The sequence below is a fragment of the Pseudomonas sp. Colony2 genome (genome assembly GCF_019382755.1).
Lineage (GTDB): Bacteria > Pseudomonadota > Gammaproteobacteria > Pseudomonadales > Pseudomonadaceae > Aquipseudomonas.
Genome location: NZ_CP080030.1, coordinates 1,630,236 through 1,645,767 on the forward strand (window position 1 = coordinate 1,630,236; position 15,532 = coordinate 1,645,767).

17 protein-coding genes are annotated in these 15,532 nt (G+C 60.8%); 9 read left to right on the top strand and 8 right to left on the bottom strand.

Annotated features, from left to right (window positions below; translation table 11 throughout):
- Position 1: 1 nt before the first annotated feature.
- The gene (locus tag JV201_RS06955) at positions 2-376 is read right to left on the bottom strand and encodes a YajD family HNH nuclease (protein WP_003210675.1); all 375 of its coding nucleotides are present in this window, start codon (positions 374-376) and stop codon (positions 2-4) included.
- Positions 377-524: 148 nt separating this feature from the next.
- Here JV201_RS06955 and JV201_RS06960 point away from each other — a divergent pair, with 148 nt between their 5' ends.
- Positions 525-1,439: a ParB/Srx family N-terminal domain-containing protein gene (locus JV201_RS06960; RefSeq protein ID WP_219406676.1), complete on the top strand. Its 915-nt coding sequence runs from the start codon at positions 525-527 to the stop codon at positions 1,437-1,439.
- Positions 1,440-2,012: 573 nt separating this feature from the next.
- Positions 2,013-2,897: an EamA family transporter RarD gene (rarD, locus tag JV201_RS06965; protein WP_023659097.1), complete on the top strand. Its 885-nt coding sequence runs from the start codon at positions 2,013-2,015 to the stop codon at positions 2,895-2,897.
- 22 nt (positions 2,898-2,919) lie between these two features.
- Here the strand turns inward: rarD and JV201_RS06970 are convergent, their stop codons facing one another.
- Positions 2,920-3,606: a spermidine synthase gene (locus JV201_RS06970; protein ID WP_003210678.1), complete on the bottom strand. Its 687-nt coding sequence runs from the start codon at positions 3,604-3,606 to the stop codon at positions 2,920-2,922.
- A gap of 78 nt (positions 3,607-3,684) precedes the next feature.
- On the opposite strand from JV201_RS06970, the gene JV201_RS06975 reads away from it, so the two are divergent.
- Positions 3,685-3,972 carry a hypothetical protein gene (locus tag JV201_RS06975; protein WP_003210679.1) on the top strand — a complete coding sequence of 96 codons (288 nt, stop codon included), beginning with the start codon at positions 3,685-3,687 and terminating at the stop codon, positions 3,970-3,972.
- On the opposite strand, the gene JV201_RS06980 is transcribed toward JV201_RS06975, so the two are convergent.
- Both JV201_RS06980 and JV201_RS06985 read right to left on the bottom strand, forming a co-directional pair.
- On the bottom strand, positions 3,969-4,442 hold the full coding sequence (locus JV201_RS06980; protein ID WP_003210680.1) for a cyclic nucleotide-binding domain-containing protein: 474 nt from the start codon (positions 4,440-4,442) through the stop codon (positions 3,969-3,971). The genes JV201_RS06975 and JV201_RS06980 overlap by 4 nt on opposite strands.
- A gap of 82 nt (positions 4,443-4,524) precedes the next feature.
- Complete coding sequence (locus JV201_RS06985) at positions 4,525-6,579, bottom strand: S9 family peptidase (RefSeq protein ID WP_219406677.1); 2,055 nt, start codon at positions 6,577-6,579, stop codon at positions 4,525-4,527.
- A 21-nt stretch (positions 6,580-6,600) separates the two neighbouring features.
- Between JV201_RS06985 and JV201_RS06990 the strand changes: the two genes are divergently transcribed.
- The 3 genes from JV201_RS06990 to JV201_RS07000 are packed head-to-tail and all read left to right on the top strand — an operon-like array spanning position 6,601 to position 8,510.
- Entirely contained in the window at positions 6,601-7,149 is a 549-nt protein-coding gene (locus JV201_RS06990) for a hypothetical protein (RefSeq protein WP_003210682.1), read from the top strand.
- Between the two features lie 30 nt (positions 7,150-7,179).
- On the top strand, positions 7,180-7,956 hold the full coding sequence (locus JV201_RS06995) for a class II glutamine amidotransferase (RefSeq protein ID WP_003210683.1): 777 nt from the start codon (positions 7,180-7,182) through the stop codon (positions 7,954-7,956).
- Between the two features lie 11 nt (positions 7,957-7,967).
- Entirely contained in the window at positions 7,968-8,510 is a 543-nt protein-coding gene (locus tag JV201_RS07000; protein WP_003210684.1) for a DUF2937 family protein, read from the top strand.
- A gap of 110 nt (positions 8,511-8,620) precedes the next feature.
- Here the strand turns inward: JV201_RS07000 and JV201_RS07005 are convergent, their stop codons facing one another.
- On the bottom strand, positions 8,621-9,559 hold the full coding sequence (locus JV201_RS07005) for a LysR family transcriptional regulator (protein WP_008437943.1): 939 nt from the start codon (positions 9,557-9,559) through the stop codon (positions 8,621-8,623).
- 176 nt (positions 9,560-9,735) lie between these two features.
- Between JV201_RS07005 and JV201_RS07010 the strand changes: the two genes are divergently transcribed.
- Genes JV201_RS07010 through JV201_RS07020 form a run of 3 tightly spaced genes read left to right on the top strand, consistent with a single transcriptional unit; the run spans position 9,736 to position 12,100 of the window.
- Positions 9,736-10,479: a 5-oxoprolinase subunit PxpA gene (locus tag JV201_RS07010; protein ID WP_087692567.1), complete on the top strand. Its 744-nt coding sequence runs from the start codon at positions 9,736-9,738 to the stop codon at positions 10,477-10,479.
- Positions 10,476-11,180, top strand: a complete 705-nt coding sequence (pxpB, locus tag JV201_RS07015; protein WP_219406678.1) for a 5-oxoprolinase subunit PxpB — start codon at positions 10,476-10,478, stop codon at positions 11,178-11,180. Before JV201_RS07010 ends, pxpB begins: the two co-directional genes overlap by 4 nt.
- Positions 11,177-12,100, top strand: a complete 924-nt coding sequence (locus JV201_RS07020) for a biotin-dependent carboxyltransferase family protein (protein ID WP_008437952.1) — start codon at positions 11,177-11,179, stop codon at positions 12,098-12,100. The genes pxpB and JV201_RS07020 overlap by 4 nt, the downstream gene beginning before the upstream one ends.
- Positions 12,101-12,236: 136 nt before the next feature.
- Here the strand turns inward: JV201_RS07020 and JV201_RS07025 are convergent, their stop codons facing one another.
- The 3 genes from JV201_RS07025 to JV201_RS07035 all read right to left on the bottom strand — a co-directional run bounded on the left by JV201_RS07025 (position 12,237) and on the right by JV201_RS07035 (position 15,491).
- Positions 12,237-13,415, bottom strand: a complete 1,179-nt coding sequence (locus JV201_RS07025) for a VWA domain-containing protein (RefSeq protein ID WP_003210689.1) — start codon at positions 13,413-13,415, stop codon at positions 12,237-12,239.
- Positions 13,416-13,426: 11 nt separating this feature from the next.
- Positions 13,427-14,272 carry a MoxR family ATPase gene (locus tag JV201_RS07030; RefSeq protein ID WP_219406679.1) on the bottom strand — a complete coding sequence of 282 codons (846 nt, stop codon included), beginning with the start codon at positions 14,270-14,272 and terminating at the stop codon, positions 13,427-13,429.
- Positions 14,273-14,414: 142 nt separating this feature from the next.
- Positions 14,415-15,491, bottom strand: coding sequence for a DUF748 domain-containing protein (locus JV201_RS07035; protein ID WP_219406680.1), 1,077 nt, complete (start codon positions 15,489-15,491; stop codon positions 14,415-14,417).
- Between the last annotated feature and the right edge of the window lie 41 nt (positions 15,492-15,532).

Genomic DNA, 15,532 nt, shown 5'->3' on the forward strand with positions numbered 1-15,532 from the left:
CTCAGTCGTCTTTCTTCATCAACCCGGCCAACGCCGCAAACGGGTTGTGCGTCGCCTTGGCGATCGTCGGGCTGCTGGTGGAGCCTTCGCCGAAATACTGCTGGTCGGTATAACGCGAGTGTTCGTTGTCGTGGCAATACAGGCACAGCAACTCCCAGTTGGAGCCGTCCTGGGGGTTGTCGTCATGGTTGTGGTTGCGGTGGTGCACGGTCAGTTCGCTCAGGCGCTTGCCGGCGAATTCACGGGCGCAGCGGCCACACACGTGGGGGTACATCTTCAGGGCTTTGTCGCGGTAGCCCATTTCCCGGTCGCGCTGGGCATCGGCGAGGATGCGGTCCAGCTTCGCGGTGTGGGAGGGCGGGTTGGTCGAGCTCATCATGGCTCCTGTCTTTTAGTGGATCACGGATAGCGTTGATTCTAGCTGCTTGCTGGCTAATAAACCTCCGGCTTTTTCAGGCGCGGTCATGCCGGTGAGGGGGATTGTTTGTAGTATCGACGAACTGAATTCATAAGGAGCGGTACTCATGCGGATGCATTCATGGTTGTGGGCGCTGCTGTTGTGCGCCGTCAGTGTTCAGGTCCAGGCGTTTTCCACGCCCCAGCCAGGCGAGGTGATCGATGTGGCGCTGGAGCAGCTCCACCCGACCCAGGCCGTCATCGGTTTTGATCAGATCCATTACAAGCTGGGGGTATTTGCCGAGTCGCCCAAAAAAGTGTTCGACGAATACTGTGAAACCAACGGCCAGGGCGGTGTCGACAAGGTGTCTGAAGATGCCGATCTGCATAAGCCGGGCAGCTTCACCTGCAAAGACCCGGTAGGCGCTCACCCGGCGGATATGAAAACCGTGGTGGTCGGTCCCGCTGGCCAGTTGTACCTCACCGACGGCCACCACTCGTTCAGTACCTTGTGGGAGCAGCCAGGTGCCGGCGCCAAACTGAAGATGTGGGTGCGGGTCACCGATAACTTCAGCGACAGTCCCGACCTGGCGACTTTCTGGAAACGCATGGAGCAGGGCCGCAAGGTCTGGCTCAAGGACGGCCAGGGCAAGACCATCACACCTGAGCAAATTCCGGCACACCTGGGCTTCAAGGACCTCGGCGACGATATGTTCCGCAGCCTGGTTTACTTCTCCCGCAAGGCGTCCTACGGCAAGCCGACCTCTGGTGAGGTGGTGCCGGAATTCCTGGAGTTTTACTGGGGAGGGTGGTTGCGCACGCAGATTGACCTCGGCGCGTTCAACCTGAACAAGCAAGGCGGGTATGAAAAGGCAATCGAGGCGGTAGCCAAGCGCATGGTCAGCCTGGCGCCCGAGGCACCGGTAGGGGACAGCGGCTTCAGCGCCCGGCAGTTGGGCGGCTTCACGTCACTTGACCGCAAAGAACTGAACGATACGTTCAAGAAGAAAGTGCCCTACGTTATCGACAGTAGAAGTAACTAAGTGACGAACCGGCAGGGGCGGCCTTGTGCTGTTTCTGTCGGGCGTATAACGGCTTAATATACAGTAAAGATCCGGCAAATATCGATTTAAATGCCGTGGGGCATTTAATTGGCTTCAGGGTGATAAAGTGTTGGACTAACTTTGCCAGTTTGTTTAATGTGGCGCCTCTTGGCCTACTGCCGTTAGTGTGTTCTGTGGTGGCGTCAGGTAGTCAATACGTCAGGTCTTTCCTGGCGACTGTCAGTTTCCCGCAAGCCGGGCTTTCCTTTCACGATATCAACCGCCGTGGTTGACGTTGTGGCGTTTCAAATCAGAAGCGCTCATCCAGAGCGTACTGCTTCCAATAACCGAAGTCGGGTGGTTGAAGTGTCTAATGATCGTCGTGCAAATAATAAAAAATCAACGCGTTACCCTGTTGTTATAACTTGAAGATTCGGGATAGGTGTCCTGTGCAAGTTGTAAGTTTATGGTGCCCGTTAATAAACTTCTGATGTTCATCTCACTGACATTCACACTGCGTGAATGCAACGGCCTGCTTCAATTGAATGCATGCAATTTTTTGTAGAGGCTGTTGTGTCTAAAGGCGTTGTTCTGGCGGTTTCCGCTTCCTTCCTGTTTGGTGTGCTGTATTTCTTTACCTCCCTTCTTGAACCCTTGAATGGCCAGCAGATATTTGGCTGGCGAATGCTCATCTCCTTGCCCTTCATGACGTTGCTGCTGTGCCTGTCCGGAGACTGGAAGTGGGTGCCGTTGATCTACAAGCGTCTGCGGGAGAAACCCGCGTTGCTGCCCTGTGTCGTGCTCACCAGTGCCCTGGTGGGTGTGCAGTTGTGGATCTTCATGTGGGCGCCCCTCAATGGCCACGGCCTGGATGTGTCGCTGGGCTATTTCCTGTTACCGCTGACCATGGTCATCACCGGGCGCATCGTTTACGGCGAACGCCTTTCCCATCTGCAAAAAATTGCCGCTGCGCTGGCGGCGGTGGGCGTGGCCAACGAGCTGTATCGCACGGGCGGGTTCTCCTGGACCACCCTGGTGGTGTGCGTCGGTTATCCGCTGTATTTCGTGCTGCGCAGGCGTTGTGGCACCGACAACCTCGGCGGGCTGTGGCTGGACATGATGCTGATGATTCCGGTCGCGCTGTGGTTCGTCCTCGGTAGTGAGCCCATCAACGAGACCCTGGCGCAGCGCCCGGCGCTCTATTGGCTGGTGCCACTCATGGGGTTGGTCAGCGCGGCGGCGGGTTATTCCTACATCCTGGCCAGCCGGCTGTTGCCGTTCAGCCTGTTCGGTTTGCTCAGTTACGCAGAGCCGGTGCTGCTGGTGGCTGTGTCGCTGATGCTGGGAGACGCCCTCAAACCGGGCCAATGGATGACCTACCTGCCGATCTGGCTGGCGGTGGTGGTGTTGGTGCTGGAAGGCTTGAGGCATTTGAATCGACTGCGCCGGTCGATCTGACTTCAACCCACGCAGTTAATGCTTAGCCCTTGAGCTTTTCAGCAATCCAGATGGTATGCCGCGTGCCCTTGTTGCCATGGGCAAACACCTGCACTTCCTCGGCCTTGAAGCCGGCCTTGCGCAGTTTGTCGCTGAACTGCTTGTCGGCGCTGGCCGACCATACCGCCAGCACGCCCTTGGGCCGTAGCGCCTTGGCGCAGGCGCTTAGGCCACCGGCGGAATACAGCCAGCTGTTGGCTTTTTGCGTCAGGCCTTCGGGGCCGTTGTCGACGTCCAGCATGATCGCGTCAAACCCCTGGGGCTCGGCCTGCAGCACCTTGGCCACGTCTTCCAGACGGATCACGGTGCGCGGGTCCAGCAGCGGGCGGCCGGACTTTTCCCCCAGTGGCCCGCGATTCCACTCGACCACGCCGGGCACCAGCTCGGCAACCACCACTTCGGCAGTCTTGCCCAAATGCTTGAGCGCTGCCGCCAGGGTAAAACCCATGCCCAGGCCGCCAATCAACACCCTGGAGCCGGGCCGACCGGCGACTTTGCGGCACGGAATCTCCGCCAGCGCATCCTCGGAACCGTGCATGCGCGTGTTCATCAACTGGCCACCGTCACCGCCCTGAATCTTGATGACAAAATCCTCACCGTATTCGAACAGGCACAAGGCACCGCCGTTGTCGGGGATCGGAGTGGTGTCCAGCAGAACGAAACGTTTCATGGAAATCTCATTGGGAAGGGCATTCTTGCGCGGTTGGGAGTAGCCTTACGACTTTACGGTCAGGCCATGGAGCCATCGATGAAGTGCAGCATTCTAACGGTCATTGTGTGGAGCGCGCTCGCCCTTGGCGGTGTGGCCCAGGCTCAGGAGTCGCAAACCGTGCCGATTACCCCCGCGCCTACGGCGGGTTCACCGGGTACTGCAACGCCCACGCCTTATCCGCAAGTCACGCCACCGGCAACGCCAAAGGCGGCCGGCAGCGGTGAGCCATTGTTGGCGCCGATCGTGCTGCCCGCGCCGCCGAAGGACCAGACGATCCCCGGCTTGCAGCAAAACGACATCAAGCCCAAGACCCCGGGCGGCTAAAACTGCTGGGACAGCAATTGCCCGTCCGCCATGCGCAGGCGCCTGGACAGGGCGATAGCAATCGCACGAATGATCTTGGCCGCGATTTTCGGTGCATCGTTGAGCATCTTTTCCAGGGAATCCTTGCCCAGGTTCAATAGCACGCAATCGCTGGCCGCCACACAGCTGGCGGAGCGGCGCTCGCCGTCCAGCACAGCCATCTCGCCAAAGGTCCGTCCGCTGCGCAAGGTGGCGATAGTCAGGCGCTGGCCTGCATGGTTGGTCTTCTGCACCGCCACCTGGCCTGAGTGAATGATGCACATGAAGGTGCCCGCGTCGCCCTCGAGGAAAATCACCTCATCGCGGGCGATGCTGCTGATGTTGAAATAGCCCGCCGCTACGTGGAAGTCTTCCGGCAGCAACGGGTCGAACAGGCCGCAATCCATCAGCATGTCGCGGATTTCGTTATTGAGTAAGGTCGGTTCTGGCATGAGGCTTACAGTCTTTGTCCATAAATCGTGCAGGGCGCGCCCGGCGGTCAAGTGTTCAGACCGGCCCGCCAGGCGGAGTTCCTTAAATCAGCCCCAGCGCCTTGAAAACAAATGCATATTCGAGTGCTACGTCACGTAATCCCTGGTAACGACCACTCATGCCGCCGTGGCCGGCGCCCAGCTCGGTCTTGAGCAGCAACAGGTTGTCGTCGGTCCTGGTGTCGCGCAGCTTGGCCACCCACTTCGCCGCTTCCCAATACTGCACGCGGCTGTCGTTGTAGCCGGCGATCACCAGCGTGGCCGGATAGGCCTGGGCGCTGACGTTTTCGTACGGTGCGTACGCCTTGATCCGCTCATACACCTCGGGCTCCTGCGGGTTGCCCCATTCGTCGTACTCGGTGATGGTCAGCGGCAACTCGGGGTCGAGCATGGTGTTGAGCACATCGACGAACGGCACTTCGGCAATCGCCGCCTGGAACAGCTCCGGGCGTTGATTGAGCACCGCGCCGATCAACAGGCCACCGGCGCTGCCGCCGCTGATGGCCAGTTGCTTGGAGGTGGTCAGGCCCTGGGCGATCAAGTGTTCGGCGCACGCGATAAAGTCGCTGAAGGTGTTTTGCTTGTGCTCCTGCTTGCCGCCGCGATACCAGGCCTCACCCAGTTCGCCGCCGCCGCGTACATGGGCAATGGCGAAGGCCACGCCACGGTCCAGCAGGCTCAGGCGGGCGTGGGAGAACCACGGGTCGAGGCTGTGGCCGTAGGCGCCGTAGCCGTACAGATACAGGGGCGTCGGCTTACCCAACTGATCGCGTCGGACGACAAGACTGATCGGCACCTGAGTGCCATCGGCCGACGTTGCCCACAGGCGTTGGCTGACGTAGTCGTCGGCGTTGAACACACCCAGCACCGGGGTTTCCTTGAGCACTTGTTGTGCGCCGCCGGCCAGTTCCAGCTGACGAACCTGGGCCGGGCGGTTCAGGGCCTCATAGCGCAGGCGGATCTTGTCGCTGGCAAATTCCAGGCTGTTTTGCACATAGAGGCTGTAGGCCGCGTCCGGTAACTCCACGCGATAAGCGGCTTGCCCCTGTGGGTGCACTTCGATGATCGGCAGGCCGCCGATCCGCAGGCTCAGGGTCATGGCCCGGGCATTGAGGCTTACGCCATCGAGCATTACCGCGTCGTCGTGGAGGATCAGGTTCAGCCAGTCGTCCTGGGTCGGCACACTGCCGGTGTCGGCCGCCTGGAACAGCGCAAAGTTGATGCCGTCACGGTTGCTGCGGATAAACCAGGTCCACTGGTCGTCCAGCTTGCCGTGGTCGACGTCATATTCATGGCCTTCGACCCGTGGCGCCATGCAGGTAAACGCCTGCTGCGGCTTTTCGGCGTCCAGGGCCCAGATCTCGCTGGTGGTCTTGCTGCCCAGGGCCAGCAGCAACTGACGCTCGGAGCTGGAGCGGTAGCAGTGCAGGAAGAAACGTCCGTCAGGCTCGTGGAACACTTCTTCGGCGGCAGTGCCGTCCAGGCGATAGCGATACAGCTTGTGCGGGCGATGGGTGTCGTCCAGTTCGGTGAAGAACAGGGTCAGGCTGTCGTTGGCCCAGGTCATGCTGCCATCGCAGTCTTCAAACTCCAGTTCGCTGACCTTGCCGGTGGCCAATTCCTTCACGTAGAGGGTGTAGATCTCTTCGCCGCTGGTATCCAGGCTGTAGGCCAGGCGCTGGTGGTCCGGGCTGATGCTGAAGGCGCCGAGGGAGAAAAAGCCGCCATTGGCCAGTACGTTCGGGTCCAGCAGCAGCTCTTCCGCGCTTTCGTCGACCTGTTGGCTGTCGTCCGCCGGGCGCGGGCAGCGGTAGTGGCGGGCGTATTCGTCGCCGGCGGTGGTGCGGGTGTAATACAGGTACGGGCCCCAGGGCGAGGGCAGGGACAGGTCGGTTTCGAGAATGCGGCCCTTGATCTCCTCGAACAGGGTCTCGCGCAGCGCCTGCTGGTCGGACAGTTGTGCTTCTTGCCAGGCATTTTCCGCCTTGAGGTAATCGAGCACCTCGGCGCTGTCACGCGCTTGCAGCCAGGCATACGGGTCGGTGCCTGGGGCCTTGCGGGCGATCGGGGCGGCAGTGATGTGGGTCGATGGGGGCATGGATCACTCTCTGTCTGGCGGTTGGCCGACGGCATTGCAGCCTCGGCACTGAAAAGCCGTTATCATAGCGGCCTGTTTGCCTACCTTGCCATGGACACCATGACCGAGAACGACTATCTGATCGCTTGGGGCCTCTACGCCTTCGCAGCCCTGGGTTGCCTGTTGGTGTGGTTTGCCATGACCCGCTGGATGTGGCGCTGGCTGCGCGAGCCACTGCGGCTGCTGGTGGCGGTGCTGCTGTTCAGCCCGACCATCGTCGACCCGGTGAAGACCCAGTTCGCCCCGGCCGTGGCCATCACCGCCCTGGACCTGGTGCTCAAGGTCGGCAACAACGCCTGGCGGGCGATTTCCGATCTGTTCATGTATTGCATGATCGCGTTCGGCGTGTACCTGGTGTTCGTGCTGATCCGCTGGCCCATCGAGCGTGCCGCCAGGGTTCGTCGTGAGCAGAAGGCCGCCGCTGCGGCAGCCGCTGCCGCCGAGCCGGAGGATGACGACGAACCCTTCGCCGATGAGCGTTACGGTCGCCCGGCACCTGTCAGCGGTATGCGGGTCGAACCGCGCCTTTAACGTTGTACGCCCTGTATCGAGAAGCCTGGCATGTGTGAATTATTGGGCATGAGTGCCAACGTACCGACCGATATCGTCTTCAGCTTCACCGGGCTGATGCAGCGCGGCGGACGTACCGGGCCCCACCGCGACGGTTGGGGCATCGCCTTCTACGAGGGCCGTGGCCTGCGGTTGTTCCAGGACCCGGCGGCCAGCAGCGAATCGGAAGTCGCGCTGCTGGTGCAGCGTTATCCCATCAAGAGTGAAGTGGTGATTGGCCATATCCGCCAGGCCAATGTGGGCAAGGTGTGCCTGTCCAATACCCATCCGTTCGTCCGTGAACTGTGGGGCCGCAACTGGTGCTTTGCCCATAACGGTCAACTGGCGGACTTCAACCCCCGCGCCACGTTCTACCGCCCGGTGGGCGATACCGACAGCGAAGCGGCGTTCTGCGATTTGCTCAACCGAGTCCGTGAAGCGTTCCCGGAACCGGTGGACATCGAACAGGTGCTGCCGGACCTGATCGCCGCCTGCAGCGAATACCGCAGCAAGGGCGTGTTCAACTGCCTGCTCAGCGACGGTGACTGGCTGTTCTGCTATTGCTCGACCAAGCTGGCACAGATCACCCGGCGTGCGCCATTTGGCCCTGCACGGTTGAAAGATGTCGACGTGATCGTCGATTTTCAGGCCGAAACCACCCCCAATGACGTGGTGACGGTAATTGCCACCGAACCCCTGACCGAAAACGAGACCTGGACCCGCTACGAACCGGGCCAGTGGAGCCTGTGGCGACGCGGCGAATGTGTCAGCCAAGGTAAAACGGAATAAGGACGTCGAATATGTTGCTCAGCTATTTGCGACTGGTGTTGTTTGCCGTGGGTCTGTTGGTCGGTGTGCAGGTGCCGGGGTTTATCAGCGACTACGCCAAGCGCGTCGAAGCCCACTTGATCGAAGCCCAGACCGGCTTGCGCGGCTTCGATGCCACGGCGCAACAGTTCTTCAACGGTGACTTGCAGGCGCTGGTGGCCCATTACCGTGCCAGTGACGACCCGGTGTTTCGCAGCGATGCCAACAGCCTGGGCACCTTGCTCGACCGCCAGGTAGCGCTGGATAAGCAGTTCCAGGCGATGCAGGGCCCGTGGTACATCCGCGCGCTGCAAGTGGCGGTGGCCGCCGACCCGGCGATTCGCCAGGAAACCTGGAACGGCTACAGCTACATGCTGTTGCTGACCCCGGAAGCCATGGGCTGGGGCCTGGGCGGGGCGATGTTGTTGTCGTTCGGCATCGAGTGCCTGTTCCGCCTGATCGACTGGGTGGTGTTGGGCGGCAAGCGCCTGCGCCAGAGCCGACCGATTGAAGAGCGGGACCTCAAGGGGCTTTAAAGGCTGACGCGGTCAAATTGTGGGAGCGGGCTTGCTCGCGAATGCGGTGCGTCAGTGACATATGGGGTGGCTGGCACACCGCATTCGCGCGCAAGCCCGCTCCCACAGTTTTAAATCGGTTCCTTCAGTGGCATGGGTTTGCTCAACACCATCAAGTCCTCGCCCACCTTCTGCGCGTACTGCTGCACCACGCTCTGGCACAGCGCCACAATCTCCTCCACCAACTCCACGCCCACTCGCCACGACACCACCACCTGCAGGTTCGGCGGCCGTTGTTCCATGGGCAGCATGGTCAATTCACCTCGTGCCAGCTCTTCACTGACCAATACGGGCGGGAATGCACCAATCCCGAACCCGTCCCGCAGCAGGCGGGTGATCGCTGACACCGAGTTCACACAGTTCATCCGTGGGGCGGATACGCCGTTAGCCTGCATCAGGCTGAGCACGTCCTGGTGCGGACAGGAGTTTTTCGAGTAGGTGATGATGCGCTCCTGGGCCAGTTCGGCGAGGGACGCGTAGTCGCGGTTGTAGATCGAGTGGCTGGCGACGATCCAGCCCATGGGGTGGCTGGCCAGTTCCAGGCTGCGCAAGGTTTCCTGGCGCAGCAGGTCGGTTTGCAGGATCAGGTCGAGAAAGCCTTTTTGCAACTGATCGCTGAGGTTCAGCGCGGTATCGGCGACCAACTCGATTTCTACCCGCGGAAAGTTGTCCGTCAGTTCTGCCACCAGCGCGCTCAGCCAAGTGTGGATCACCGTGTCCATCACTCCGATGCGGATACGCCCGACCTTGCTGCTGGTGGTTTCCAGGGACTGCTTGAGCCCTTGCATGGTCGCCATCATCTGCTCGGCATAATCGAGCACCTTCAAGCCTTCCGGCGTCAGGCTCACACCTCGGGAATCGCGCAGGAACAGCTTCACCCCCAACTCGCTTTCCAGCACGGCGATACGGCTGGAGATCGAGGCCTGGGTGGTGAACAGCTTCTCTGCCGTGAGGCGAAAGCTCTTGAGCTTGGCCACCCAGACGAAGGTTTCGAGGAACTTCAAATTCATGGGATCAACTTTTCTTATGCATGGATTGTTTTTTATTAGTTGGACGCAGCGTGCCGCAACCGCCAAAAATCGAGCTGTCTCACGATAAGCGTCGTTGGGGCTCGGGACAACATCGTTGCGAGATCTTGGTAAAAGATCCCACACTACAAAAAAATAAAGCCTACAGGAGCCCTACCGTGAGCCGCCTGCTATTGAACTGCGACATCGGCGAAAGCTTTGGCAACTGGACCTTGGGTCTGGACGCCGAAGTCATGCCGTTCATTGATTGCGCCAACGTAGCCTGCGGTTTCCACGCCGGCGACCCGAGCATCATGCGCAAGACCGTCAGCCTGGCCTTCGAGCATGGCGTGCAGGTGGGCGCGCACCCGGCGTACCAGGACCTGCAGGGTTTCGGCCGCCGCTCCATGGCCTACACCCCGCAGGAAATCCAGGACCTGTTGCACTACCAGGTCGGCGCCCTCGACGGTATTTGCCGGGCCCAGGGCGGGCGGGTCAGCTACGTCAAACCCCATGGCGCGATGTACAACGACATGATGGCCAAGCCTGCGCAATTGCGTGCGGTGATCCAGGCCGTGGCGGCCTACGACGCCAGCCTGCCATTGATGCTGATGGCCACCCGCGACAACAGCGCCGCGCAGGCCCTGGGTGACGAATATGGCGTGACCCTGTGGTTCGAAGCCTTTGCCGACCGTGCCTACGACAGCGCCGGCCATCTGGTCTCCCGCCAGTTGCCGGGCGCGGTGCATCATGACCCGGAAAAGATCATCCAGCAGGCCTTGATCATCGCCCGGGGAGAACAGTTGGTCGCCAGTGATGGCAGTCCGTTGCACCTGCAAGCCAATACCTTGTGCGTGCATGGCGATAACGCCAGCTCAGTGGCTGCCGTGCAGCGCATCCGCGAGGCGTTGACCCCAGCATGAAGCCACGGATTGAAGTGGTGGCCATCGACTGCCTGATGGTGCGCCTGTTTGAGGTGATCGCCGAAGACAACATGCCCTGGATGCTCGCCGCCACCCGCCGTTTGCGCGAAGGTTTTGGCCCGGCGCTGGTGGACCTGGTGCCGTCCTACACGACCCTGATGGTGCACTACGACCTGCTGGCGCTCGACCCTGGCCAGGCACGGGCGTTGATCGACCAGGCGCTCAAGGAATTGCAGCCCGAACCCAAGGGCAGCGGGCAATGCCATGTGTTGCCGGTCTGGTATGACCTGAGTGTCGGCCCGGAGTTGGCGTTGCTGGCGCAGCGCAGTGGCCTGGCAGTGGAGGAGGTGATTCGCCGTCACAGCCAGCATGAGTACCAGGTATTCGCCTTGGGCTTCGCCCCGGGGTTTGCCTTTATGGGGCTGGTGGATGAACAGCTCGCGACACCGCGGCTCAACACCCCGCGCAAGCGGGTGACGGCGGGCAGCGTGGGCATCGCCGAGCGGCAGACGGCGGCTTATCCGGTGGTCTCGCCAGGCGGCTGGAACCTGATTGGCCGCACGCCGGCCAAGCTGTTTGACCGTGAACGCGAGGGCTACAGCCTGATGCAGCCGGGGGATACCGTGCGCTACGAAGCGATCAGCCATCGCGAATTCATCAACCTGGGCGGCGATGACACGCCGTTGGAGGCGCAGGCATGAGCCGCTTGCTGATCGAGGCCAGCACGCCGCTGTGCCTGTTGCAGGACGCCGGACGTTTTGGCGTCAGGCATTTGGGCGTGACCCAGGGCGGCGCGCTGGATTGGGTGTCGATGTCGTGGGCCAATTGGTTGCTGGGCAATGCCCTGGATGCGCCGGTGGTGGAAATCACCTTGGGTGGCTTCACCGTGCAGGCCGAGGACTATTGCCTGCTGGCGCTGGCCGGAGCGGACTTGGGCGCGTATGTCGACGAGCGCGCGATCAGCCCGGGGCGCAGCTTTATTCTGCAAAAGGGCCAGCGCTTGCGTTTTACCCAGCCTTTCAGCGGTGCGCGGGCTTACCTGGCAGCGCCGGGCGGGTTTGATGCGCCGCAGGTGCTGGGCAGCTGCGCCACGGTGGGACGTGAAGAACTGGGCGGGCTGGATGGCTTTGGCCGGTCACTGGCCGAAGGTGCGCAATTGACCTATTCGGGCGTGGGCGGTGCGATGCAGGTGTTGTCCGCCGGGCAATTGCCGAAGCTGGATTCCAAGGCGCCACTTGAGGTGATCCTCGGGGCGCAGATCGGTCAGTTTGGCGGGCAGAGTCTGTTTGATGTGTTCAACAGCGAGTGGACCCTCGACAGCCGTGCCGACCGCATGGGCATGCGCTTGCTTGGCACGCCGCTGGAGTATCAGGGGCCGTCGCTGATCTCGGAAGGCATCCCGCTGGGGGCGATCCAGGTGCCGCCGGACGGGCAGCCGATTGTGTTGCTCAATGACCGGCAGACCATTGGCGGCTACCCACGATTGGGCGCGTTGACGCCATTGGCGTTGGCGCGGCTGGCGCAGTGCTTGCCGGGGGAGAAGGTGAGGTTGGCGCCGGTGGTGCAGGAAACGGCGCATCGCCAGCAAGTGGAGTATTTGCAGTACCTTGCCAGAAACTAAAGACCGCCGCAGGACAAAATGTGGGAGCGGGCTTGCTCGCGAAGGCGGTATATCAGCCAATATATTCGGTGACTGACACTGCGCTTTCGCGAGCAAGCCCGCTCCCACATTTGATCGTGGTTGTCTGGGAAACAACTTACTTCGACAAAAAGCGCATCCCTTCCTCAAGCCCGCGCAACGTCAACGGAAACATCTGGTCCTCGATCAAATCCCGCACAATCCCGGTGGACGCCGTATAGCCCCAGGTATCTTTCGGGTACGGATTAATCCAGATCAGCTTCTTGTACTTCTCCATGAACCGCTGCATCCACACATACCCGGGCTCTTCATTCCAGTGCTCGACGCTGCCGCCGGCCTGGGTGATTTCATACGGCGCCATGGCCGCATCGCCGATAAAGATCACTTTGTAGTCGGCACCGTACTTGTGCAGCAAATCCTGGGTCGAGGTGCGTTCCGAGCCCCGGCGCATGTTGTTCTTCCACACCGATTCATAAATGAAATTGTGGAAGTAGAAATACTCCAGGTGCTTGAACTCGGTCTTGCACGCCGAGAACAACTCTTCGCAAGTCTTCACATGGGCATCCATCGAGCCGCCGATGTCGAACAGCAGCAACAGCTTGATGGTGTTACGCCGCTCCGGGCGCATCTGGATATTCAGCAGCCCGGCATCGCGGGCCGTATGGTCGATGGTGCCGTCAATGTCGAGCTCTTCCGCCGCACCCTGGCGTGCGAACTTGCGCAGGCGGCGCAGGGCGATCTTGATGTTGCGGGTGCCCAGTTCCACCGAATCATCGAGGTTCTTGTACTCGCGCTGGTCCCAGACCTTGACCGCCTTGCCCTGGCGCTTGCCGGCATCCCCCACGCGTATGCCTTCGGGGTTGAAGCCGCCGGAGCCGAACGGGCTGGTACCGCCGGTGCCGATCCACTTGTTGCCGCCGGCGTGGCGTTCTTTCTGTTCTTCCAGACGTTTCTTGAATTCTTCGATCAGCTTGTCCAGCCCGCCGAGGGACTGGATCTGTGCGCGCTCTTCGTCGGTCAGCGAGCGTTCGAATTCCTTGCGCAGCCAGTCTTCGGGGATCAGCGCCTGCAGGTGATCGTCGAGTTTTTCCAGGCCGTTGAAGTAGGCGCCGAAGGCCCGGTCGAACTTGTCGAAATGCCGTTCGTCCTTCACCAGGATCGCCCGGGCCAGGTAGTAGAACTCGTCCATGTCGGCGAAGGTCACGCGCTGTTTCAGCGCGTTGATCAGGTCCAGCAGCTCACGCACCGACACCGGCACCTTGGCTGCACGCATTTCATTGAACAGGTTGAGCAGCATGGCAATCGCCCTTATCGGTTACCGCGACGGCTCATGAACGCCAGGCGTTCCAGCAACTGCACGTCCTGCTCGTTCTTCACCAGGGCACCGGCCAGGGGCGGGATGGCCTTGGTGGGGTCGCGCTCGCGCAGTACCGCTTCGCCGATGTTGTCGGCCATCAGCAGTTTCAGCCAGTCCACCAGTTCGGAGGTGGACGGTTTTTTCTTCAGGCCCGGTACTTTGCGCACGTCAAAGAATACGTCGAGGGCTTCGCTGACCAGGTCTTTCTTGATGTCCGGGTAGTGTACGTCGACGATCTTTTGCAGGGTGGTGCGGTCCGGGAAGGCGATGTAGTGGAAGAAGCAGCGGCGCAGGAACGCGTCCGGCAGCTCTTTTTCGTTGTTGGAGGTAATGATGATGATCGGGCGCTTCTTGGCCTCGATGGTCTCGTCGATTTCGTAGACGTAGAACTCCATCTTGTCGAGTTCTTGCAGCAGGTCGTTGGGGAACTCGATGTCGGCCTTGTCGATTTCGTCGATCAGCAGGATGACCCGCTCCTCGGACTCGAAGGCTTCCCAGAGCTTGCCCTTTTTCAGGTAGTTGCGTACGTCGTGCACCTTGTCCACGCCCAGCTGCGAGTCCCGCAGGCGGCTCACCGCGTCGTACTCGTACAGGCCCTGGTGCGCCTTGGTGGTGGACTTGATGTGCCAGGTGATCAGCTTGGCGCCAAAGGATTCGGCCAGTTGCTCGGCGAGCATGGTCTTGCCGGTGCCCGGTTCGCCCTTGACCAGCAGTGGCCGCTCCAATGTGATGGCGGCGTTGACGGCCAGTTTCAGGTCATCGGTGGCAACGTAGGCCTGGGTGCCTTCGAACTTCATCTATCAATCCTCGAACGTGACGCCGAACGGTGCAGGACCGAAGCGGGCGAGTAATCAGCTTGGCCCGACTATACCGCGCAGCCCCGGCGACTGTGAACGCAGACGGGCTATTCAGTCTCTGAATGGGCAGTCACGTTGAAGATCAATCTGTCGAGGGCTTGGGTTGTTCATAGCGGGCGTTGAAGGCCTGGACAAAACCATTGCGCAAAATCTGCAAAAACGCCTGGAACGCGCTGATATCTTGCTGGTGCACGTTGCCGCTGAGCTCCACGCGGGTGGCGAACTGGTTTTTCTGCTGGTTCTTCAGCACGGTTTCGCTGGCGCCAACCACCGCCTCCCAGATCGACCGAAAGATGCCCTTGTCCTTGTTCTCGACATCCTGCTGCCAGTTGAACACTTCGACATTGCGCAGCAAAGGCTTGATGTAGCCGGTCAACTGGCCTTTTTCGGCCTGGGCTTCAACCACCAGGTCGCCGTTGCCGGCATTGAAGTCGAACTTGCCGTAGGCCGAGGCGAAGTCATTCATGCGCTTGAGTTCGATATCCCGGGCCCGGAAGCGGAATTCGAAGTTTTCGAAATTGCTCAAGGGGTCGAACGTGGCGGTGGCTTCCAGCGGTGCCTGGCCCAGGAACAGCGCCTTGCCGTCGAAGCGCGCGTCGCGCTGGCCTTTGACATCCACCACGTTGGTCAGGTTGTAGAAGCTGGCGTTGACCTGGGTCGCGTACATATTGACCGGCGGTTTCGAACTGAAGTTATGGAACGCGATCTTGCCGTCGTTGATGCGCACCTCATTGAGGGTGATCGGCAACAGTTTGCTCAGTTGGGCCCGCCAGTCGGTGCCCTGACCGGTCTGGGACGCCTGTTTGTTGGTGCCGCCGTCGACGAAGTTCAGCTCCGGCTTGATGAACTGTGCCTCGGCCACCACTGCGTGGTCGTACCACAGCGAATGCCAGCTGACCGACAGGTCGATCACCGGCGCCTTGACGAACGGTACCGGCACCTTGCCGTCGACCTTGACGATCTGCAAGCCGTTGATCCGATAGGCGCCGCGCCACAGTGCGAGGTCGACATCGGTGACCTGGCCGCGGTAATCGCCCATGTCGGCGAGTTTGTCATTCAGGTAATTGCGCACCAGATAGGGCAGGGCGATATCCAGGACGACCAGCAGTACCACGACCCCGACGAGGGTCCAGAGCGGCCAACTGTAGCGACGTTTCATAGGAAAATTCTCCATCCGTGTAGGCGATTGACTGCTGGCGC